This is a genomic window from Epibacterium sp. MM17-32, assembly GCF_022348205.1.
Lineage (GTDB): Bacteria > Pseudomonadota > Alphaproteobacteria > Rhodobacterales > Rhodobacteraceae > Epibacterium.
Genome location: NZ_JAKRFC010000001.1, coordinates 496,814 through 518,924, shown reverse-complemented (window position 1 = coordinate 518,924; position 22,111 = coordinate 496,814). Strand labels below are relative to the sequence as shown.

Below are 22,111 nucleotides of genomic sequence, written 5' to 3'. Positions count from 1 at the left end.
CGATTTTAGAATCTCTGGCGATAGATCTAGCCGCTGCCAGATCCGTCACAAAGGGGAATCTCGCCTCCGCGGAAGTAGCGTCTTCTGATGGAGGTATCGGCCATCGGGGCTGGGATGAGTTCGGCCGCGCAGATCACCAGAGCAACTGTTGCAGGGCCTGTGCGCCGTATCGGGCTTGGGATCAGCCTGTATCTGCGATGCGACGTTCAGGCGGGCAAATCAGACCGTGTAAATCAAACCGTGCAAAACGGGTGGGACAAAACAGACGGGACAAAACAAAAAGCGCCGGCGTGGACCGGCGCTTTGTCGTTTTGCTATTGGGCCTGCGCCGCTGCGCAGGCGGAGGTCAGCCTTCGGCCTTGGCCGGCGCGGCGGCGGGCTGGGCCGGTGCCTTGGAGGCGGCTTTGCCGGGGCTGAGCGGGTCATCCTGACGCTGCACGGAGCCTTCGAAATGGGCGCCGGACTCGATCGCGATGGTCTTGTGGATGATGTCCCCCTCGACCCGCGCGGTGGAGGTCAGACGGACCTTCAGACCGCGCACGCGACCGACGATGCGGCCGTTGATGACCACGTCGTCCGCGGTGATCTCACCCTTGATGGTGGCGGTCTCGCCAATGGTCAGAAGATGGGCGCGGATGTCGCCTTCGACGGTGCCTTCGACCTGGATGTCACCGGTGGTTTTGACATTGCCGGTGATGTGCAGATCCGAGCTCAGCAGCGAGGCCGCGGGCTTTGCCTTGGGCGCGGCGGGCTTGCTGTAGTCGCTGGCGCCGGTGGATGCGCTGCTCGACGAGGAGGGCGCCGGGCTGGAGGCCGGGGTCGCCGTTGGAGTCTCGGCTTGTTTCGGGCCGGGCTCGTTGATTTTGCTCTTAGAAAACATTTCTCGCAGCCTTGATATAGATCATGGGGTTTACGGGTTTGCCATTGACCCTGACCTCGTAATGGAGGTGGGTCCCGGTGGACCGTCCGGTGTTACCCATATCAGCAATGTGATCCCCGCGCGAGACCCTTTGACCGACCTTCACACGGATGTTGGAGTTATGGGCATATCTGGTTTCGATGCCAAAGGCATGCTGGATTTTCACAAGCCGGCCATAGCCGGATTGCCAGCCCGCATGGGTGACCACACCGTCGGCGGTGGCAAAGATGTCGGTGCCGGTGCCGCCGGCGAAATCGGAGCCTTTGTGCAGCCTGCGCCCACCGGTCTTGGGGTCGCGGCGATAGCCAAACCCGGAGCTCTGACGCACCTGACCGAGGTTCACCGGCACCGAGAAGGGCGCCTGGGCGGCGGCAATCCGGTAGAGGTTCAGCTGGCTCATCTGATTGAGCAACGCATTGGCGCGCAGCTCATCGGGGCTGGGTTCCTCGCCGCGGGTGGACAGGGACAGGGGCTCCAGCGGGCCGCCTTCGCCGTTGTAGCCCCGGCGCACCTGTTCGAGAATGCGATCCGGCGGCAGACCGGCGGAGGAGAACATCTTGTTCAGCGGCTCGACCGAGATCGCCATCGCCTCTTCCAGCTGGCGGAAGATCTGGTCGTTGCGCTGCGCGGCCAGGCGCAGTTCCAGTTCCAGATCGTCGCGCTGTGCCAGGGCAGAGCGGGCGTCGGATTCGATCTGATCCCGTTCGGCGGCGGTCTCGGCCAGGGCGGTGGTGAGGAAATCCAGTTGCTCGGGCGCGGTGGCGGCCAGCACCTGTTCGGGGCTGTCGGGCGCGGTCTGTTCGCGCAGGTCCAGCACGGTGCGTTTCAGGATCTCGCGCTCGCGAATGGTCTGGCGCAGGTTGGCCTGGATGATGTCGATGCCGGTTTCCAGCTCGCGCCGGCGGGTTTCGGAGGCCAGCAGCTCCGACTGCATGGTGGAGATCTGTTCGAGCGCGGCGTTGAAGCGGTCCTGTGCAGCCAGCGCCTCTTCGGCGCGGCGGTCGCGTTCGGTCGACAGCGCGTTCAGGCGCTCCTGATAGACCTGCTGGTCGCGGCGCGCCTGATCGCGGAAGTTGCCGGAGCCGATGCTGTCCATCAGCACGATGGCGGTGGCGACGATGGCCCAGGACACAAACAGCGTCAGCCCGGCCACGGTCAGGATCTGGGTTTCCGAGCTCAGTCGTATGAACCGGGTGTCGGTGTCGGATTTGAGGAAAACCCGGCGCTCGGGGAACCGGCGCTCCAGAAATGCGTGAATCCGTAGGTGTAGTCCGCCGCGCAAGCCCGATATCCTTGTGCCATCCCTTTGCGGTTGCCCTCTCCTGCCTCCCGGAGATGTCGTGCAACCTGCCTTGGCAAGATGGAATAGCCAGACTGTGGCCATTCAGCAACCCTGTTCCGTCCGCATGGCGCTTCTGCGGCGCATTTCCTTGGCCTTGGGCAGAAAACTGCCGATATGGGCGGGTTTGACCCGGATTTTCGCGCATTGCGATATTGCTGCGGCGGTGATTCTTCTTTTGCGGGTTGTCCGGGTTGTCTGGGTTGTTCGGGGCGGTCGCAGGGCCGGGGATGGCGCGATGCCGTCGTGTCAGCGCGCGTAGGCCGGTGCTTCCCCATCCGCGAGCGGCCAGTAGAAATCCGGCGGCAGGCCCGCGTCGGCGCGTTTTTCCTCGTTGAAGGGCGGTTTGAGCGCGCCGTGGAAATATTTCTGCACCAATGCGTGGAATTCGGCCTTTGGGTCGAGGTTGTCGCGCCCGCAGAGGAAATTGAACCATTTGGCGCCATAGGCCACATGGCCGACCTCCTCGGCGTAGATGATCTCGAGCGCGTCGAGCGCCTGTTGCACACCCGCCTTGCGGAAGATCTCGATCATGCCCGGGGTCACATCGAGCCCGCGGGCTTCCAGCACCATCGGCACCACGGCCAGACGGCCCATCAGATCGTCCACGGTATCCTCGGCGGCGCGCCACATGCCGGCATGGGCGGGCAGGGCGCCGTAGTGGCTGCCAAGGCTTTCCAGGCAATCGCACATCAGGTTGAAATGCTTGGCTTCCTCATCCGCGGATTTCACCCAGTCATCGTAGAACCCAAGCGGCATCGGGATATGGGTGAAGCGGGCGATGATGTCCCAGTGCAGGTCGACGGCGTTGAGTTCGATGTGTGCGACCGCATGCAAGAGCGCGATCCGGCCCTGCGGGGTGCCGGGTTTGCGCTTTGGCACGTCGCGGGGGTGCAGCAGCTCGGGTTCCGCGGGGCGGGCCGGATGCAGGGGCGGGGTGGCGCTGCCAACGGCGATCTCGGGGGCGTCGCCGGCGCGGGCGGCGCGCCATGCGCCGGCGTATTTATGCGACAGGGCAGTCTTGGCGCGCCCGTCGGCGCAAGTGAGCACGTCGGTGGCCATCTGGGCGAGGGTGAGGGGGGTGTGGGTCATGGGTCCGTCGGTTTGGCGTCGTGGAAATGGCACGGGGCGTGGCACGTGTGGCGGTGCGGCCGTGAAAGGGATCAGGGTTCACCAGAGCGAAAGCGCTCCGGATCTGCCCCTCACCTGATCTGCCCCCTGCCACCGCCAGGTCCGCCCCGCAGGGAAATAGCCGTCTCCCCACCCATCGGGCGGGGGCCCTCTGCGATTTTTCTTGCGTCTCAGCCCTGGCCGTGGCGTGACAGAGGCAGGTGACGGGCGGCTCCGGAGCGAAACATCGGGCTTCGGGGGCTGGAGGTTTTGCGCTTTGCTGTGCAAATCGCGGGAGGGCGGGGCCGCGCCTGCGGCGCGGCCCCGCCCGGCCCAACGCTTTTGGGGGTGGCTTTGCCGCACCGCAAAAGGGGCGGGAGCCTCCCCTGCGCCCGCTGTGGGGGATTACAGGGCTTTGACCGCCTCCAGCACATCTTCGACGTGGCCGGGCACTTTGACCTTGCGCCAGATGCGGGCGATTTTTCCGTCGCCGTCGATGAGGAAGGTCGAGCGTTCGATGCCCATGCTCTTGCGGCCGTACATGTTCTTTTCCACCCAGACGCCATAGTCCTCGCACATGGTGCTGTCGGCATCGGACAGGAGCGGCACGGTCAGCCCGTGTTTGGCGACGAATTTGTCGTGTTTGGCCACCGTATCCCGGGAAATGCCGAACACCGCGGCACCGGCATCGGCAAAGGCCGGCAGATGCTCGGAGAATCCGATGGATTCCTTGGTGCATCCCGGCGTATCATCGCGGGGATAGAAAAACAGGACAACGGCCTGGCCCTTCAGGTCCGCAAGGGAGACTTCGCCGCCGCCATCACGGGGCAGGGTGAAGGCCGGGGCAAGGTCAGAGGGTTCGAGCATGTTTTGGGTCTCCATAGGGTGTCGTTCAAGCTGCAAAGCGGGTACGAGCCAAACATAGATCATGTCAGGCGAAGAGAAACCAGAGATCGTCGCACCGCCGCAGGAGGAGCTGCCGCAATTTGCAACGCCGGCTGATCAAAAGCAGGCGCGGCGCCGGCGCCTGTTGCGGCGTCTGCGGGGCGGCCTGGCCTGGCTGGTGCTGGCGTTGGCGCTGGTGGCGGTGGCGACGACCTGGCTGCTGGATCGCCGCATCGGCGCGCCGGAGTGGCTGCGGGCGGAGGCCGAGGCGCGGATCGAGGCGCAGCTGGGCGGGTTGCAGATCGAATTTGGCACCATCGAGTTGGTGGTGCGCCGGGGCTGGCGGCCGCGGCTGTCGCTCAGCGATGTCACGCTGTATTATCCCGATGGCAGCCCGGCGCTGCAGCTCGAGGACGCGCAGGCGGCGCTGGCGATGCGGCCCTTGCTGCGCGGGCAGGTGCGGCCCAAGGTGATTTCGCTCTCGGGCCTGTTTGCCACCCTGCAACGCGACAGTGGCGGCGCCGTTGCGGTCAGTTTCTCCGATGCCGCGACCCCGTTTCGCCAGGCCCGCAACCTGCCGCAGCTGATCGACGCCTGGGACCGGCAGCTGGAATTGCCGATCCTGTCCGCACTCACCCGGGTCGAGACCCAGGCGGTGACCCTCAGCTATGTGGATCGGCGGATCGACCGGGCCTGGACGCTGGATGGCGGCACCATCCTGTTGTCGCGTTCCGGTGACAGTGTCGACATCGAGGCCGGGTTCTCCATTCTGAGCGGGCGGGAATATGCCAGTACGGTAGAGGCGAACTATCGCTCCGACATTGGGGATACGGCAGCGGAATTCGCGGTTGTGGTCGATCAGGTGCCCAGCGCCGATGTGGCGAGCCAAAGCCCGGCGTTCGGCTGGCTCGATGTGCTGCGCGCGCCGATTTCCGGTGCGCTGCGGGGGGCGGTCGACAGCGAGGGCAGCCTGCTGCCGTTGCAGGCCAGCCTTGAAATCGGCACCGGGGTGATCCAGCCCAGCGAGACGCTGAAACCGGTTCCGATCCAGTCGGCGCAGAGCTTCTTCACCTTCACCCCGCAGACGCAGGAACTGCAATTCTCCCGCCTGTCGGTCGAGAGCGGCTGGGTCAGCGGGCAGATGGAGGGCCGGGCCGAGCTGGTCGGGGTCCGCGATGGCCAGCTGACGGAACTGGTGGGCCAGCTGCAATTCAGCGACATGAAGATCAACCCGCTGCGGCTGTATCCGGAGCCGCTGTCCTTTTCCGGTGTGCGGGCCGATTTCCTGATGGAGCTGGCACCCTTCCGCCTGCGGCTGGGGGAAATGCTGGTGCAGCAGGGCGAGACGGACCTGTTGCTGAACGGAGATGTGAGGGCGGGTGACAAGGGCTGGAACTATGACCTTCAGGGCACGGCGGATCGCTTTGGCGTGGAGATGGTCAAGCAGATGTGGCCGCCATCGGCCCCGCCCAAACCCCGGCAATGGTTTGTCGAAAACGTTCTGTCCGGCGACATCCATGACGCCCAGTTTGCGTTGCGCGGGCGGGATGCGGAAAAACCCTTTATCGCGGTGGATCTCGGCTTCGAGCAGGGGCGCGTGCGGTTCAACAAGTTCTACCCGGAACTGGAACAGGCGTCGGGTCAGCTCAGCATCTATGGCAACCGGCTGGTGGCCACCGCGACCGAGGGCTGGGTCACCGCGCGCCAGGGCGGGCGGATGGATCTGGCCGGATCGTCCTTCATCATTCCCGACACCGCGCAGAAGGGCGATGACAGCCTCGGGATCCTGCGCGCGCAGGCCAGGGGCAATGCGCAGGCGGTGCTGTCGCTGCTCAATCGCGAACCGCTGACCGTGCTCGACAATATCGGGCTGCCGGTGGAGCTGGGCGAGGGCCGTGTCGAGGTCAATGCCACCGCCGCGATGCCCCTGAAGAAAAACGTCGATGTGGCGCAGGTGGAGTATCACTATGCCGGGCGGCTGCGTGACGTGCGCAGCACCGTTCTGGTGCCCGGTCATGCGGTGGCGGCGGCAGAGCTGGCGATCTCCGGTGACAACACCCATGTGGAGGTGTCCGGACCCGGGCAATTTTCCGGGGTGCCGATCACCGCGCGCTGGCATCAGGGGCTGCGGCCCGGAAACCCGCCCGACGGCACCATTACCGGCGAGATGGAACTGTCCTCCGAAACGCTGGAGGCGCTGGAGATCGGCCTGCCGGAGGGGATGCTGCGCGGCCGTGGCAGTGCCGGTTTCACCGTGACACTGCCCCCCGGTGCGCCGGTGCAAGTGGCGGTGGAGAGCAACCTTCAGGGCATCGGCTTGCGCCTGCCGGAGCTGGCCTGGTCCAAACCGGACGGCGCGGCGGGGCTGTTGGCGTTCTCGACCGTGCTGGACGACACCCCGTCGGTGGAGAACCTGCGGCTGCAGGCGGCGGGACTGCGGGCCGAGGGCCGGATGACGGTGAATGCGGCGGGCGGGCTTGACCGGGCGGAGTTCTCCTCGGTCACGTTGGGAGACTGGTTGCAGGGGCCGGTGACGCTGACCGGACGCGCGGGCGCGCCGCCGGCGCTGGCGATGACCGGCGGCCGGATCGACCTGCGCCGGGCGCCGTTCAACAGCGGTTCCGGGGGCAGCGGTGGCGGATCGGGGGGTGATACGCCGATGACGCTGGCGCTGGACCGGTTGCAGGTGACGGATGAGATCTCGCTGTCCCGGTTCCAGGGCCGGTTCGACACCCGGGGTGGCTTCAACGGCGCCTTTACCGGCAATCTCAACACGCTGACCCCGGTCGAGGGCGTGGTGGTGCCGCAGGCAGGCGGCATGGCGATGCGCGTGCGTTCGGAGGATGCCGGAGGCGTGTTTCGCGCCGCGGGGGTGATGCGCCATGGCTATGGCGGCAGTTTTGAGATGACGCTGATCCCGGCGCAGCAATCCGGCGCCTACAACGGCCAGGTGCGGGTCAGTAACATCCGCATCAAACGCGCCCCGGCGATCGCCGCGCTGATCAACTCGCTCAGCCTGGTGGGGCTGTTTGACGAATTGTCGGGGCAGGGCATCCTGTTCACTTCGGTGGAGGCCGATTTCCGCCTCGGCTCGCGCTATCTGACGCTCAACAGCTCTTCTGCGGTGGGCCCCTCGATCGGCCTGTCGCTCGACGGGGTCTATGATCTCGCCACCAGCCGCATGAACATGCGCGGCGTGCTCTCGCCGATCTACATGGTCAACGCCATCGGAAGCGTGCTCACCCGCAAGGGAGAAGGGCTGTTTGGCTTTTCCTTCACGCTGAAGGGCGAGGCCGACGATCCCCGGGTGTCGGTCAACCCGCTGTCGGGGATTGCGCCGGGCTTCCTGCGCGAAGTGTTTCGCGGCGCCCAGCCCACTGCGCCGGGCGAAGCACCGCTGGAACCCGAGGTCTCGGCCGAGGAATTGCGCCAGGAACGCAAGCGCCGCAACGAGAACCGCTAGGCGCCCGTCGCACCCGCGCAAAAACCGCGCCCGGCGCGGCTGTGGAGCATGGACTTTCCCGCGGGCGCGCAGTATCGCGCCGGTCATGAAACTGAGTGATTTTGACTTTGACCTGCCCGAAGAGCTGATCGCCACGCGCCCTGCGTCGCCGCGCTCTTCGGCACGGCTGCTGGTGGCGCAACAGGACCGGATCACCGATGCACGGGTCACCGACCTGCTGCAATGGATCGCGCCCGGCGACCGGCTGGTGCTGAATGACACCAAGGTGATCCCGGCGCGGCTGAGCGGTCAGCGCCACCGCGACTCGGCACAAGGCCCGGTGTCGGCGCGGATCGAGGTCACCTTGTTGGAGCCGCAGGCGGATGGCTGCTGGGCGGCGCTGCTGAAGCCGCTGAAGAAGATCAAGCCGGGCGAGGTTGTGCGCTTTGGCGATCGGCTGTCGGCCGAGCTGGTCGAGGTGGTCGACGGCCAGGGCCGGTTGCGCTTCAATCTCGTGGGCGAGGATTTCGACGCCGCGCTGGCAGAGGCCGGGGCGATGCCGCTGCCGCCCTATATCGCCGCCAAGCGCGCTGCCGACGAGCAGGACAAGACCGATTACCAGACCGTCTGGGCGCGCAGCTCCGGTGCCGTTGCCGCTCCGACGGCGAGCCTGCATTTCGACGAGGCACTGCTGACGGCGCTGGCGGCGAGGGGCGTGGATTTCACCTATGTCACCCTGCATGTGGGCGCGGGCACCTTCCTGCCGGTCAAGGTCGAGGACGTCACCACCCACAAGATGCACGCCGAATGGGGGCAGGTGACCAAACAGGCCGCCGCCGAGATCGCCGCCACCAAGGCCGCGGGCAAGCGGGTGATCCCGGTCGGCACCACGGCGCTGCGGCTGATCGAGAGCGCGGCGCGCGACAGCGGCGCGATCGCGCCTTGGGAGGGGGAGACCGATATCTTTATCTACCCCGGCTTCACCTTCCATGTGACCGATGCGCTGATGACCAATTTCCACCTGCCGAAGTCGACGCTGCTGATGCTGGTCTCGGCGCTGATGGGGCAGGAACGGATGCGGCGGGTCTATGCCCATGCGGTGACCGAGCGCTATCGGTTCTTTTCCTACGGCGATGCCTCGCTGCTGATCCCCTAGGCTGCGCGCGAGGGCCCGCGGGCCCGTTCCGGTGATCCGCCCCACCACAGCCGGCCACAGACAGGGCAGGCGGGGGGTTGACCGGTCCGGTCACTGTGGGAAGGTCGCCACAAGACAAGTGCGAGTCGGATTTGCCGGGCCATGGCGCGTCAAAACGGATCATAACTGACCCTTTGCGGCGCCGATCGCGCCGCATTTTTCGATTGCCCCGCCTGATGGCCGCGTGCCGGGGTTGCCTAACAATCTCTCTCGTCCGGCGCTGTGCCGGCGGGCTCCTGACAAAGACCGAAGGAGACGAAACGACATGTTTCAAGTTCTGTCGAGCGCCTGGGCGCTGCTGCTGGGTATCGGATTGCTCATGCTGGGCAACGGCCTTCAGGGGACGCTCCTGGGGGTGCGGGGGGACATCGAGGGCTATAGCGAATTCATGATGTCCCTGATCGTCGCGGGCTACTTCGTGGGCCTGCTGATCGGGTCCTGGATGGCGCCGGGCATGATCCGCCGCGTCGGCCATGTGCGGGTGTTTGCCGCGCTGGCCTCGCTGATTTCGGCGGTGATGGTGATCTATCCGGCGATCCCCAACCCGATCGTCTGGATCATTGGCCGGATCGTGGTGGGGTTCTGCTTCTCGGGCGTGTATGTGACCGCCGAAAGCTGGCTCAACAATGCCGCCGACAACCAGAACCGGGGCAAGGCGCTCTCGCTCTATATGGTGGTGATGACGCTGGGGCTGGTGGCGGCGCAGGGCTTCATCCTGATCGGCGATCCGGCGGGCTATCTGCCCTTTGTCATCGCCTCGATCGCGGTTTCGATCTCCTTTGCCCCGATTCTGCTGTCGATCTCGCCGACCCCGGCCTTTGACACCGCCAAGCGGATGACCCTGCGCGAGTTGATGGAGGCCTCGCCGCTGGGCTGTGTCGGCATGTTCCTGCTGGGCGGCGTGTTCTCGGCCCAGTTCGGCATGGCGGCGGTTTACGCCACCTCGGTGGGGCTGGAGACCTATCAGATCTCCATGTTCACGGCGAGCTTCTTTGTCGGCGCGCTGTTCCTGCAATTCCCGCTGGGCTGGATCTCGGACCGGATGGAACGCCGGGTGCTGATCATCTTTGTCGCCGGCACCGCCAGCGCGGCCTCGATCATGGCGATGATCCTCGGCGGCTCGTTTATGTTGCTGCTGACATCGGCCTTTGTCATCGGCGGGCTGGTCAATCCGCTCTACTCGCTGCTGCTGGCGCATACCAACGACTACCTGGAGCATGACGACATGGCGGCGGCCTCCGGCGGGCTGGTGTTCATCAACGGTCTGGGCGCATCCTCCGGCCCGCTCATCATCGGTTGGCTGATGTCGGATTCGGTGATCGGCCCCAACGGCTTCTTCCTGTTCATGGCGGTGCTGCTGGGCGCGCTGGTGTTCTATGCCGCCTACCGCTCGACGCAGCGGGCAACCGTCCCGGTCGAAGAGACCGGCGTGATGCCGGTGATGAGCCCGACGGCGACCTCGGTCGCGGTCGAGTTCGCCCAGGAGTACGCCATCGAAACCGAGCTGGAAGAGCAAGAAAACGCCGCTTCCACAGGCTGATAGCGCCACCATGCCCAAAATGCGGCCTTCAGATCACAAAAGTGACTCTGAAGGTCGTATTTGTAACCTAACGTCACTTGTGCTCGACCGGTGAATCAGGCTCATCATGGGGTGTTACGTTATTTTTACAGCCGGTGGAGAAAGACCAATGGCACGCCCTGAAGAGATACTGGAATTCTGGCTCGACGATGTCGGCGAGCAGGGCTGGTATCGCCAAGACGACGCGCTGGATGCACAGATCCGCGAGCGGTTCGAGGACAGCTGGACCAAGGCCTGCGAGGGCAGCTACTCGTTCTGGCTGACCTATCCCAGCGGCGCGCTGGCCTATATCATCCTGATGGACCAGTTCCCGCGCAACATGTTCCGGGGCGAGGGCAAGGCGTTCTCCTCCGATCAGGCGGCGCTGGCTGCGGCCAAGGCGGCTGTGGACCGCAAGTGGGATCTCAAGATCGACGAACCGGCGCGCCAGTTCTTCTACCTGCCGATGATGCATTCCGAGAGCCTGTGCGATCAGGAGCGCTGCGTGCGGCTGATCCACGAGCGACTGGAGAAGACCGGCGCCGAAAACCTGCTGCATGCCCGCGCGCATCGCGAAGTGATCCGCCTGTTTGGCCGCTTTCCCTATCGCAACGAGGCGCTGCATCGCCCCAGCACCGCGCCGGAACTGGATTACGTCAGCGCCGGGGGCTATGGCTCCACCGTGCGCGACATGCAGGCCATGGCCTGACACGTACCGCGACCGCAGAGTGCCGCGCGACGTCCCAGGGCCCTGCCAGATTGGCGGGGCCTTTTTTGTGCGGCGCCTGCCGTCATGGCCGGGGGCCGGGCCACAGTGCCTCTTGGCGGCGGGTCACTCCGACAGGGGGCGCACCCCATAGGTGCGATGGGCATCCGCGCGCAGCTCGGCTTCGCTGCGGTCGGGATGGAACAGGTAACTCGGCGCCAGGATCGGCGTGCGGCGGGTGACACTGACCGAGATCACATGACGGATCGGAAATGCGTCGCCGGTCATCGCCAGCAAGGGCGCCGCCAGTTCGGCAAAGCCAGGCGCCTCGGGGGCGAGGACCTCTGCCGTGCCCCCGATCTTGTGCCCGCGTTGAAGGAACACGTCGATCAGGCTGACGCAGACCGCCGGATTGGCGCGGATGTTGCGCACGTTGCCACCCGAGGCGATGTCAGCGATGACCAGCCGGTCCGGGTCCAGATCGGCGTAGATTTCCTTGGGCGAGACATTGGGGCGATTGTCAGCCCCCACCGTGGCCAGCCAGCACAGGACGGCGTGTTCTGCTTCCTTGAAATCTCGGGTCATGGCGGTCACCTGTGTTTGAACCTATCTGATCCCCTCAGCCTAGGCGCCAGGATCGCGCGCACCAAGCACCGCCCGCGACCGGCTGGGTCCGTCTTGCGACGCCCCGGCACCGGGGAAGAGCCCCGCCTGGCCAAGCGACGGAGCAGATGCGCCGGTCGGGGATTTTTCTGTTGCCCACCTGTCAGCGCTTGTTAGGGTCGGGGCGGTTTTGCGCGATCCTCCGCGCCGCGTCCGGACGGGGCGGCTTCGGTTGTTGCAGCGCGCGGAAAATTAGTTTAACGGTAAACTAGTTTTGGATCTTTGTTCATGAGGGAACACAATGGCCGCAGCATCCTATGACGTGATCGTAATCGGCGCAGGCCCCGGTGGCTATGTCGCCGCAATCCGGGCCGCGCAGCTCGGTCTGAAGACCTGCGTGGTCGAGCGCGAACACCTGGGCGGCATCTGCCTGAACTGGGGCTGCATCCCCACCAAGGCGCTGTTGCGGTCGTCAGAGGTGTTCCACCTGATGGAGCGCGCGAAGGATTTTGGCCTCAAGGCCGAGAACATCGGCTACGATCTGAACGCGGTGGTGAAACGCTCGCGCGGTGTGGCCAAGCAACTCTCGGCGGGCGTCAAAGGTCTGCTGAAAAAGCACAAGATCGATGTGGTCATGGGCGCGGCGACAATCCCCGCCAAGGGCAAGGTCTCGGTCAAAACCGACAAGGGCACCGAGGAGCTGACCGGCAAGAACATCATCGTCGCCACCGGCGCACGGGCGCGGGAACTGCCGGGGCTGGAGGCCGATGGCGATCTGGTCTGGACCTATAAGCACGCGCTCGACCCCAAGCGGATGCCGAAAAAGCTGCTGGTCATCGGTTCCGGCGCCATCGGCATCGAATTTGCCAGCTTCTACAACACCTTGGGGTCGGACACGACCGTGGTCGAGGTGATGGATCGCGTCTTGCCGGTGGAGGACGAGGAAATCTCGAAATTCGCCAAGAAGGCGTTCGAGAAACAAGGCATGAAGATCATGCAAAAGGCGATGGTCAAACAGCTTGATCGTGCCTCCGGCAAGGTCACCGCCCATATCGAGGTGGGCGGCAAGGTCGAGAAACACGAGTTTGACACGGTGATTTCTGCGGTCGGCATCGTCGGCAATACCGAGGGCCTCGGGCTGGAGGAACTGGGCGTCAAGATCGACCGTACCCATGTCATCACCGATGAATACTGCCGCACCGGTATCGACGGCGTCTATGCCATTGGCGATATCGCCGGCGCGCCGTGGCTGGCGCATAAGGCCTCTCATGAAGGCGTGATGGTGGCCGAGCTGATCGCTGGCAAGCACGCCCATCCGGTGAAACCCGAGAGCATCGCGGGCTGTACCTATTGTCACCCGCAGGTGGCCTCGGTCGGCTATACCGAAGCCAAGGCCAAGGAGCTGGGCTACAAGGTCAAAGTGGGTCGTTTCCCCTTTATCGGCAACGGCAAGGCGATTGCCTTGGGCGAGGCCGAGGGCATGGTGAAGACCGTGTTCGACGAGAAAACCGGAGAGCTGTTGGGCGCGCATATGGTGGGTGCCGAAGTCACCGAGCTGATCCAGGGCTATGTGGTCGGGCGTCAGTTGGAAACCACCGAAGAAGACCTGATGAACACCGTCTTCCCGCATCCGACCCTGTCGGAGATGATGCATGAAAGCGTGCTGGATGCCTTTGACCGGGTGATCCACATCTGATCTGCGCATCGCAACTAAGTGATGAGAGGCCGGGTCTCATGCCCGGCCTTTTTCATGCGCTTTGTGTGGGTACAAAATAGCTGTCCTGTTGTCTGGCGTCCCGGCGGGCGCAGGCATAGGGTGGCGGCTGATTTTCAGCGGGCGAGGGCGACGGGATGCAGCAGCAGGGGCGTGGGGCAAATTGGGTCATGGTGCTGCTGATCTGGGCTGCGGGCCTCGGTGCCGCGGCGCAATACGGCAAGATCGCCGTGACCTTTGACCGACTGCCCGCGCTTTATCCCGATGTGGGTGCGGTGATGGGCTGGACGGTATCGCTGGTCGGTGTGCTGGGGATCGTCTTTGGCGTGGTGGCAGGGCTGTTTGTCTCGGCCTTTGGGTATCGGCGCACGCTGGTCTGTTCGCTCCTGCTTGGATCGCTGATGTCGGCGCTTCAAGCGCTGCATCTGCCCTTTGGCGCGTTCCTGCTGACGCGGGTGGTCGAGGGGATCTCGCATCTGGGTGTGGTCGTCGCTGCGCCGACCTTGATGGCAATCCTGGCACATGGCCCGGCGCGCGGATTGGCGCTGACGATCTGGAGCACCTTTTTTGGTGTGGCCTTTGCGATCCTCAGCTGGGCCGGGCTGCCGCTGGTCGATGCCTATGGCGTGCTGACGCTGTTTGGCGTGCATGCGGCGATCATGGCGGTGCTGGCGGTGATCCTGCATCTGGCGTTGCGCGATGTGCCAGTGCCTGCGCGCACGCGCTATCCGGACCTTAGCGCCTTGCCCGCGCTGCACCTCAACATCTATCGCTCGCCTTACAAAACCGCACCTGCGGCGGGGTGGCTGTTTTACACCTGCTGTTTTGTGGCGGTGCTGACGGTGCTGCCGCCCTTCGTCGACGAGAGCATCCGCCTGCATGTGATGGGCGCGATGCCGCTGGTCTCTATTGCGGTGTCGATGACAATCGGCGCACTGCTGCTGCGGCAGATACCCGGCGTGGCCGTGGTGCAGATGGGATTTCTGATCGGCGCGGCGGCGATGCTGTGGCTTTGGGCCATGCCGGGGCATTGGCTGGCCTGTATGGCGCTGGCGGTGGGGTTCGGGCTGGTGCAGGGCGCAAGCTTTGCCGCCGTGCCGCAGCTCAATGACATCGCCGCCGCGCAATCAGAGGCCAATGGCGCCATGGCGCAGGCGGGCAATCTGGGCAATGCCATCGGCACGCCGCTGTTTGTCGCGGTGATCGCATTTGGGGGCTACGGCGCATTGATGCTGACGGTGGCGCTGCTGCTTTTCTGTGGCGCGGTGGTGCATCAAAGCCTCGCTTCTCAGCGCCGCCGCTGGGCCGCTGACAGTTTCTGACAGCACAGCGCACACCGTTCCCTGTCTGTTCCGCTTTTTCTCTTGGAGACTCGGGGCGGCTCACCTATGTGTATTGCAAAGTTTGGGGGCGATATGGCTGAGTTGAAGAATATCGAGGTGCGCGGCGCGCGCGAGCACAATCTCAAGAACATCGACGTGGACATTCCGCGCGATGAACTGGTGGTGATTACCGGCCTGTCTGGCTCGGGCAAATCGAGCCTTGCGTTTGACACCATCTATGCCGAGGGGCAGCGCCGCTACGTTGAATCCCTCAGCGCCTACGCGCGCCAGTTCCTCGATATGATGGAAAAGCCGGATGTGGATCATATCTCGGGCCTTTCGCCCGCGATCTCCATCGAGCAGAAGACCACGTCGAAAAACCCGCGCTCCACCGTCGGCACCGTCACCGAGATTTACGACTATCTGCGACTGTTGTTTGCCCGCGCGGGCACGCCCTACAGCCCCGCCACCGGTCAGCCCATTGAGGCGCAGCAGGTGCAGGATATGGTCGACCGGATCATGACGCTGGAGGAGGGCACGCGCGGCTATCTGCTGGCGCCCATCGTGCGGGATCGCAAGGGCGAGTATAAGAAAGAGATGCTGGAACTGAGGAAGCAGGGGTTCCAGCGCGTCAAGGTGGATGGGGAGTTCCACGACCTTGATACGCCGCCGACGCTCGACAAGAAGTTCCGCCATGACATCGACGTGGTGGTGGACCGGCTGGTGGTGAAGGAAGGCATCGAGACGCGGCTGGCGGACAGCTTGCGCACCGCGCTGGATCTGGCCGATGGGATTGCCATTCTTGAGACCGCTCCGCGTGAGGGCGACCCGGAGCGGATCACGTTTTCCGAGAATTTTGCCTGTCCTGTCAGTGGCTTCACCATCCCCGAGATCGAGCCACGGCTGTTTTCCTTTAACGCGCCCTTTGGGGCCTGTCCCCATTGTGACGGTCTGGGCGTGGAGCTGTTCTTTGACGAACGCCTCGTGGTGCCGGATCAGAGCCTCATGGTCTATGACGGGGCGCTGGCGCCCTGGCGCAAGGGCAAATCGCCTTATTTCCTGCAGACCATCGAGGCGATCGCCAACCACTATGAGTTCGACAAGAACACGCCGTGGAAGGATCTGCCCGCGCATGTGAAACAGGTGTTCCTGCATGGCTCCGGCGATGAGGAAATCGCCTTTCGCTACGACGAGGGGGGGCGCGTCTACAATGTGACCCGCGTCTTTGAGGGCGTGATCCCCAATATGGAGCGCCGCTACCGCGAGACGGATTCCAACTGGGTGCGCGAGGAGTTCGAGCGCTACCAGAACAACCGTGATTGCGGCCATTGCGGCGGGTATCGTCTGCGCGAAGAGGCGCTGGCGGTCAAAATCGGCCCGGCTGGAGGCCCCGCCGAGCATCGTCTGCACATCGGTCAGGTGGTGGAGAAATCCATCCGCGAGGCGCTGGCGTGGATCGAAGAGGTGCCGAGCCACCTCACCGCGCAAAAACAAGAGATCGCCCGCGCCATCGTCAAAGAAATCCGCGAGCGTCTCGGCTTCCTCAACAATGTCGGGCTGGAGTATCTGACCCTCTCGCGCAACGCGGGCACGCTCTCGGGCGGGGAAAGCCAGCGCATTCGTCTCGCGAGCCAGATCGGCTCTGGCCTCACGGGGGTGCTTTATGTGCTGGATGAGCCGTCCATCGGTCTGCACCAGCGCGACAACGACCGGCTGATCACCACGCTCAAGAACCTGCGCGATCAGGGCAATACGGTGATCGTGGTCGAACATGACGAGGATATGATCCGTCAGGCCGATTACGTCTTTGACATCGGTCCCGGTGCCGGGGTGCATGGCGGGCAGGTCGTCAGCCACGGCACGCCCGCCGCGGTCGAGGGCGATGCGGGTTCGGTCACCGGTCAGTATTTGGCCGGAACGCGCGAAATCGCGGTGCCCACCACCCGGCGCAAGGGCAACAAGAAGAAGATCAAGGTGGTCAAGGCCACCGGCAACAACCTGAAAAACGTCACCGCCGAATTCCCGCTTGGGAAATTTGTCTGCGTCACCGGCGTGTCCGGCGGCGGCAAATCCACCCTGACCATTGAAACGCTGTTCAAGACCGCCTCCATGCGCCTTAACGGGGCGCGCCAGACGCCTGCGCCTTGCGAGACGATCAAGGGGCTGGAGCATCTGGACAAGGTGATCGACATCGACCAGCGCCCTATCGGGCGCACGCCACGCTCGAACCCTGCGACCTATACCGGGGCCTTCACCCCGATCCGCGACTGGTTTGCCGGTCTGCCCGAAGCCAAGGCGCGCGGGTATAAACCGGGGCGGTTTTCCTTTAATGTGAAGGGCGGGCGCTGCGAGGCCTGTCAGGGTGACGGGGTGCTGAAGGTCGAGATGCATTTCCTGCCCGACGTCTATGTCACCTGCGAGACCTGTCAGGGTGCGCGCTACAACCGTGAAACGCTGGAGATCAAGTTCAAGGGCAAGAGCATTGCCGACGTGCTGGATATGACGGTGGAAGACGCGCAGGAGTTCTTTGCCGCCGTGCCGACGATCCGCGACAAGATGGACGCGCTGATGCGGGTGGGTCTTGGCTATATCAAGGTGGGCCAGCAGGCCACGACGCTCTCGGGCGGTGAGGCGCAGCGGGTGAAGCTGTCCAAGGAATTGGCGAAGCGCTCAACCGGTCGGACGCTCTATATTCTTGATGAGCCGACCACGGGTCTGCATTTCGAGGATGTGCGCAAGCTGTTGGAAGTGCTGCATGAACTGGTGGAGCAGGGAAATTCTGTGGTGGTGATCGAACATAACCTCGACGTCATCAAGACCGCCGACTGGATCATCGACATCGGCCCCGAGGGCGGCGATGGCGGTGGTGAAATCGTGGCCGCCGGGACGCCGGAAAAGGTCGCCGAAGAGCCGCGCAGCTACACCGGCCATTATCTGAAACCGATGTTGGCGGCGAAGCCGAAGAAAAAGGTCGCCGCGGAGTAAGCGGCGCCCATCGGCCCCGGTGCAGCGCAGGCGGGGCGCACGACCTTTGGTTGGGTGGGCAGAAAATCCCACTCGCGCCTCTTGAATGTTATCCCTCTTAACATCACGTGTCAGTGAACGGGACAAACATGTGAGGGTGCCACCATGTCATCGAGGGTCATTGCCGCGTTGGGGTCCATCGCCATCGCGGGGGGCGCCTATATCGGGGCCAGCGCCATGGTCCAGGCGGAGCAAAGCGCGTTCGGGTTCGAGGCGTTCCACACCATCCAGCTGTCCGAGGGGATCGAGCTGTCCGTGGTGTCCGGGGCGGAGCGCTATCTGGTCACGGCGGAGGCCTCGGGCCTGACCGGCACCGATCGCTTGCATATCACGCAGGACGGCCAGGTGCTGGCGATTGATCGCACCGATCGCTGGTCGCCGATGGGCGGGCTGCTGGACGGGCCACTGCGGGTGACGGTGCATCTGCCGGAACTGCGCAGCCTGTCGGTGCACGAAGGCGCCATCGCCGAGGTGACCGGAGCGGTGGCGCAAGAGGTCGAATTCGACGTCAACAGCGGCAGCCGGTTGCAGATCTCGGATCTGGATGCGGCGCAGGTCTATCTGGAGGCCAGTTCCGGCGGCGATCTGGAGGTGTCGGGGCGCTGCGTGAATCTGGATGTCACCGCCTCAAGCGGCGGCGATATCGACGCGGAGGACTTGCACTGCAAGACGGTCCGCGCCTCTGCCTCCAGCGGGGCGGATGTGGATCTGACCGCGACCGGCCAATTGCGCGCCAAGGCGTCGAGCGGCGGCGATATTTCGGTCGAGGGCAAGCCGGCGACGCAGGACGTTAGCCATTCGGTTGGCGGCTCGGTGCGGATCAAGGGCTGACCTGCGGGCGCGCGGCGGGGCGGGCCAGCAGCAGCGGCACAAGGAACAGCGCAAGAAAGGCGCTGTTCATCACCAGGTTGAACACCGCCCCCGACAGGGCGGAGCCAAAGCAATCGGTCACATACCAGCCCAGCAGGGCCGGGATCAGAAGCCGCCGCGCCAGCACCGGATCGCGGGGATGGATCAGCGCGGTGACCTGCCAGATCAGCACCGCAAGCCCGACCATCAGCCCGCCCGAAATCGCAAACATCAGATGCGCAACCGGCGGCCCCAGGTCGGGCGCCTGATCCGATGTCAGGAACGCCAGATCGACAAACAGGCGTCCGATCGGACGCAGCAGCGCGACATGCGGCGCCAGGATGAGGGTAAGGCCAAACAGCAGCGTCAGCACCGCGGCGGTTTTCAGGACTCGGGCAGCGTGATCGGGGGACATGGCGGATCTCCGGTGGCGGGACAGTTCGCCACCACATGCGCAGGCGCAGCGCTGCATTTCAATTACCTATGAGGTAAGTGTGTGCGCGATCAAAACCTGCCACAACGGCAGTCGACCGCAAAAGGGGCATATCGGATGGGCACGTTCGGCGCAGCGTTGAAAGACTGGCGCCAGATCCGGCGTCGCAGCCAGCTGGATCTGGCCATGGCGGCTGGCGTGTCCGCCCGGCACCTGTCGTTTCTGGAAACCGGGCGCGCCCGCCCCAGCCGCGCCATGGTGCTGCGATTGGCGGCAGAGCTGGCGGTGCCCCAGGCGGGCGTCAACACGCTGTTGCAGGCGGCGGGGCTGGCGCCGGCCTATGGCACACGCCGCCTGACGGATGCGGAGATGGCGCCACTGCGGGATGCGGTGGACTGGATGCTGACCCGGCATGCGCCCTATCCGGCGATGGCCCTGGATCGCCATTGGCGGATCTGTGCGCTCAACACCCCGGCCCGGAGCCTGCTGGCGCCGGTGGGCCTGGGCGAGGGGGCCGATATGCTGTCGGAGCTGATGCAGAACCAGCGGCTGCGGGACAGCCTGATCAACCTGGCGGAAATCGAGCGCCTGACCCTGCATCGTCTGCGCAGCGAGCTTGCTCATTTTGGCCGCGAACCGGTGCTCGAAGACGCGATCCGCACGCTGGAGGCACATGTGGCGGCGGCCCCGGATACGGGAGCGGCAGAGGGGCTGCCGCCGGTCATCCCCGCCCGCTATCGGCTGGGCGGTCAGGAGTTGTCGTTCTTCTCGGCCATTTCGCAATTTGGCACGGTGGAGGACATCGCCCTGTCGGAGTTGAAAATCGAATGCCTGTTCCCGGCGGATGAGCCCACGCGCGCGGCGCTGATTGCACTGACGGATGCGCAAAATTGACGTTAGCGCTGATCTGTCGCCGCATGTCACACAGGTGGCGATCCCGCCCGGCCATATCCTGATCCAGGCGGGGCGCTGCACGCCGTCGTTCAGGGACATGCTGGTGCAGCGGGCGACAGGCCCGCAGGTCGCGGATCTGTCGGATCTGTCGGGGGGCGACCCCTTCCGGTGGCCTCGGTCAGCTGCGGTTGCGGCCTTCAAAGCGCGGCAGCATGGCGGAGAAATCCTTGCCGGTGCCATCCTCCTGCTCGACAAAGGCGGTGTAGAGCGCCTCGGCCAGTTTGCCCATCGGGGTATCGGCGTCGGCGCTGTGGGCGGCCTGTTGGCTGAGGCGCAGGTCCTTCAGCATCAGATCGGCGGCAAAACCGGGCTGGTAGCCATTGTCCGCAGGCGATTGCGGGCCGACGCCCGGCGCCGGGCAATAGGCATTCATCGACCAGCTGTAGCCCGAGGAGGTGGAGACCACATCGAACATCTTCTGCCGGTCGAGGCCAAGTTTGTCGGCCAGGGCAAAGGCCTCGCAGGTGGCGATCATGGTGACGCCGAGGATCATGTTGTTGCAGATCTTGGCGGCCTGACCGGCGCCGGCCTCGCCGCAATGCACCGCCTTCTGGCCCATGATGTCAAACAGCGGTTCCGCCTTGGCAAAGGCCTCGGCGGATCCGCCGGCCATGAAGGTCAGCGTGCCCCCCGCGGCGCCACCGATGCCGCCGGACACCGGCGCGTCCACCGCCAGAAGCCCGGCGTCATGGGCCTGTTCCGCCACGGCGCGGGCGCTGTCCACATCGACGGTGGAGCAGTCGACAAAGGCTGCGCCCGCCGCCATCGCGGGGATGATCTCTGCCGCCACATGGCGCAGGATGTCGCCGTTGGGCAGCATGGTGATGACCACATCCGCGCCCGTCGCGGCGGCGGCGGCGCTGTCGGCCAGGGTGACACCGTCGACGCTGACCTCCGCCATGTCGAAGCCGGTGACCTCATGCCCGGCCTTGGCCAGGTTTGCCGCCATCGGGCCGCCCATGTTGCCCAGTCCGATAAATCCGATCTTCATCTGTTCACTCCTCCTCCTCAAAGGTCAGCGCATCCGGGCCCAGCGGCATCAGCATCTGGCTGACGGCCACCGCGGGCACCGGGGCCTCTGCATATTGCCACTTGGGCGATTTGTCCTTGTCGATGATGAGGGCGCGCACCCCTTCCAGCAAGTCGCCCTGTTCCATCGCGCGATGGGTGAACCGGTATTCCAGGTCCAGGGCGCGGCGCATGGTGGTATTGGTGGCGCGCAGGCGGTGAACCATCTCCACCGTGCAGGCCAGCGACAGCGGTGCATGGCGCGACAGAGTCTTGAGCGTGCTGCGGGCAAACGCGTCGTCCCGCGCCGTCAGAACGGTGAGGATGTCGGCGAGCGTTTCGCCCGCAAAACAGGCGTCGATCTCTGCGCGCATGGCCTCGAGCTGCCCCTCGGGGGGTGTTTCAGCCATTTGTGCCAGCAGGTTCAGATCGCCGGTGCGTTGCAGGTCGGCGATCAGGCCGGGCCATTGCGCCTGCGGGATGAAATGGTCGGCAAAGCCGGCAAGGATCGCATCCGCAGCGCCCATCCGGTGCCCGGTGGTGCCGAGGTATTCGCCGAGCCGCCCCGGCGCCAGCGCCAGCAGCAGGGAGCCGCCCACGTCGGGCACCAGCCCGATGCCGCATTCCGGCATCGAGATCTTGGAGCTTTCGCAGACGATGCGATGGGTGCCGTGACAGCCGATGCCGACACCGCCTCCCATGGTAAAGCCCTGCAGGAAGCTGACCACCGGTTTGGGATACTCGAAAATACGCGCGTTCATGCGGTATTCGTCGCGCCAGAAATTGCGGCCATAGGCAAAATCGCCCTTGGTGCCGGTCTCGTAGAGTTCGGCAATGTCGCCGCCGGCACAGAACGCCTTGTCGCCCGCAGCATCAAGGATCACCAGCGCGACGCTGTCGTCGGTGGCCCAGTCCCTGAGTGCCGCATCGATCGCAAGGCACATGTCATAGGACAGCGCATTCAGCGCCTTTTCGCGGGTCAGGGTGATCCGGCCCGCGCGGCCTTCGATGCGGATATGGATGTCGCTCATGGCGGCTGTTTCCCCTCCC

17 protein-coding genes are annotated in these 22,111 nt (G+C 64.9%); 9 read left to right on the top strand and 8 right to left on the bottom strand.

Annotated elements, in window-relative coordinates:
• Positions 1-346: 346 nt before the first annotated feature.
• From MHM88_RS02470 to MHM88_RS02455, 4 genes are all read right to left on the bottom strand, one after another.
• Positions 347-880 (bottom strand): polymer-forming cytoskeletal protein, encoded by a 534-nt coding sequence (locus MHM88_RS02470; protein WP_239319820.1) that lies wholly within the window; start codon positions 878-880, stop codon positions 347-349.
• Positions 870-2,201 carry a M23 family metallopeptidase gene (locus tag MHM88_RS02465; protein ID WP_239319823.1) on the bottom strand — a complete coding sequence of 444 codons (1,332 nt, stop codon included), beginning with the start codon at positions 2,199-2,201 and terminating at the stop codon, positions 870-872. Before MHM88_RS02465 ends, MHM88_RS02470 begins: the two co-directional genes overlap by 11 nt.
• A 306-nt stretch (positions 2,202-2,507) precedes the next feature.
• Positions 2,508-3,350 (bottom strand): ferritin-like domain-containing protein, encoded by an 843-nt coding sequence (locus tag MHM88_RS02460; RefSeq protein WP_239359621.1) that lies wholly within the window; start codon positions 3,348-3,350, stop codon positions 2,508-2,510.
• A 423-nt stretch (positions 3,351-3,773) separates the two neighbouring features.
• Complete coding sequence (locus MHM88_RS02455; protein WP_239359619.1) at positions 3,774-4,235, bottom strand: peroxiredoxin; 462 nt, start codon at positions 4,233-4,235, stop codon at positions 3,774-3,776.
• Positions 4,236-4,296: 61 nt separating this feature from the next.
• Here MHM88_RS02455 and MHM88_RS02445 point away from each other — a divergent pair, with 61 nt between their 5' ends.
• The 4 genes from MHM88_RS02445 to MHM88_RS02430 all read left to right on the top strand — a co-directional run bounded on the left by MHM88_RS02445 (position 4,297) and on the right by MHM88_RS02430 (position 11,157).
• On the top strand, positions 4,297-7,716 hold the full coding sequence (locus tag MHM88_RS02445) for an AsmA-like C-terminal region-containing protein (RefSeq protein ID WP_305037625.1): 3,420 nt from the start codon (positions 4,297-4,299) through the stop codon (positions 7,714-7,716).
• An 85-nt stretch (positions 7,717-7,801) separates the two neighbouring features.
• Positions 7,802-8,851, top strand: a complete 1,050-nt coding sequence (queA, locus tag MHM88_RS02440) for a tRNA preQ1(34) S-adenosylmethionine ribosyltransferase-isomerase QueA (protein ID WP_239359617.1) — start codon at positions 7,802-7,804, stop codon at positions 8,849-8,851.
• 304 nt (positions 8,852-9,155) lie between these two features.
• Positions 9,156-10,430 (top strand): MFS transporter, encoded by a 1,275-nt coding sequence (locus MHM88_RS02435; protein ID WP_239359615.1) that lies wholly within the window; start codon positions 9,156-9,158, stop codon positions 10,428-10,430.
• 148 nt (positions 10,431-10,578) lie between these two features.
• Entirely contained in the window at positions 10,579-11,157 is a 579-nt protein-coding gene (locus MHM88_RS02430; protein ID WP_239319840.1) for a DUF924 family protein, read from the top strand.
• 123 nt (positions 11,158-11,280) lie between these two features.
• Here the strand turns inward: MHM88_RS02430 and MHM88_RS02425 are convergent, their stop codons facing one another.
• The gene (locus MHM88_RS02425) at positions 11,281-11,739 is read right to left on the bottom strand and encodes a pyridoxamine 5'-phosphate oxidase family protein (RefSeq protein ID WP_239359613.1); all 459 of its coding nucleotides are present in this window, start codon (positions 11,737-11,739) and stop codon (positions 11,281-11,283) included.
• A gap of 319 nt (positions 11,740-12,058) precedes the next feature.
• On the opposite strand from MHM88_RS02425, the gene lpdA reads away from it, so the two are divergent.
• The 4 genes from lpdA to MHM88_RS02405 all read left to right on the top strand — a co-directional run bounded on the left by lpdA (position 12,059) and on the right by MHM88_RS02405 (position 18,648).
• Positions 12,059-13,453, top strand: a complete 1,395-nt coding sequence (lpdA, locus tag MHM88_RS02420) for a dihydrolipoyl dehydrogenase (protein ID WP_065321686.1) — start codon at positions 12,059-12,061, stop codon at positions 13,451-13,453.
• 155 nt (positions 13,454-13,608) lie between these two features.
• On the top strand, positions 13,609-14,793 hold the full coding sequence (locus MHM88_RS02415) for an MFS transporter (protein WP_239359603.1): 1,185 nt from the start codon (positions 13,609-13,611) through the stop codon (positions 14,791-14,793).
• Positions 14,794-14,886: 93 nt separating this feature from the next.
• A complete protein-coding gene (gene uvrA, locus MHM88_RS02410) occupies positions 14,887-17,778 on the top strand; it encodes an excinuclease ABC subunit UvrA (protein ID WP_239359601.1) in 2,892 nt (963 codons plus the stop codon).
• 144 nt (positions 17,779-17,922) lie between these two features.
• Entirely contained in the window at positions 17,923-18,648 is a 726-nt protein-coding gene (locus MHM88_RS02405; RefSeq protein WP_239359597.1) for a head GIN domain-containing protein, read from the top strand.
• On the opposite strand, the gene MHM88_RS02400 is transcribed toward MHM88_RS02405, so the two are convergent.
• Positions 18,638-19,081 carry an excinuclease ABC subunit A gene (locus tag MHM88_RS02400; RefSeq protein WP_239359595.1) on the bottom strand — a complete coding sequence of 148 codons (444 nt, stop codon included), beginning with the start codon at positions 19,079-19,081 and terminating at the stop codon, positions 18,638-18,640. The two genes, MHM88_RS02405 and MHM88_RS02400, sit on opposite strands and share 11 nt — an antisense overlap.
• 135 nt (positions 19,082-19,216) lie before the next feature.
• On the opposite strand from MHM88_RS02400, the gene MHM88_RS02395 reads away from it, so the two are divergent.
• Positions 19,217-19,993, top strand: a complete 777-nt coding sequence (locus MHM88_RS02395) for a helix-turn-helix domain-containing protein (protein WP_239359593.1) — start codon at positions 19,217-19,219, stop codon at positions 19,991-19,993.
• A 178-nt stretch (positions 19,994-20,171) separates the two neighbouring features.
• Here MHM88_RS02395 and mmsB read toward each other — a convergent pair whose 3' ends face one another.
• Together mmsB and MHM88_RS02385 are read right to left on the bottom strand one after the other, a co-directional pair.
• Complete coding sequence (gene mmsB, locus MHM88_RS02390; RefSeq protein ID WP_239359591.1) at positions 20,172-21,044, bottom strand: 3-hydroxyisobutyrate dehydrogenase; 873 nt, start codon at positions 21,042-21,044, stop codon at positions 20,172-20,174.
• A 4-nt stretch (positions 21,045-21,048) separates the two neighbouring features.
• Positions 21,049-22,092, bottom strand: coding sequence for an enoyl-CoA hydratase/isomerase family protein (locus MHM88_RS02385; RefSeq protein WP_239359587.1), 1,044 nt, complete (start codon positions 22,090-22,092; stop codon positions 21,049-21,051).
• Positions 22,093-22,111: the final 19 nt, after the last annotated feature.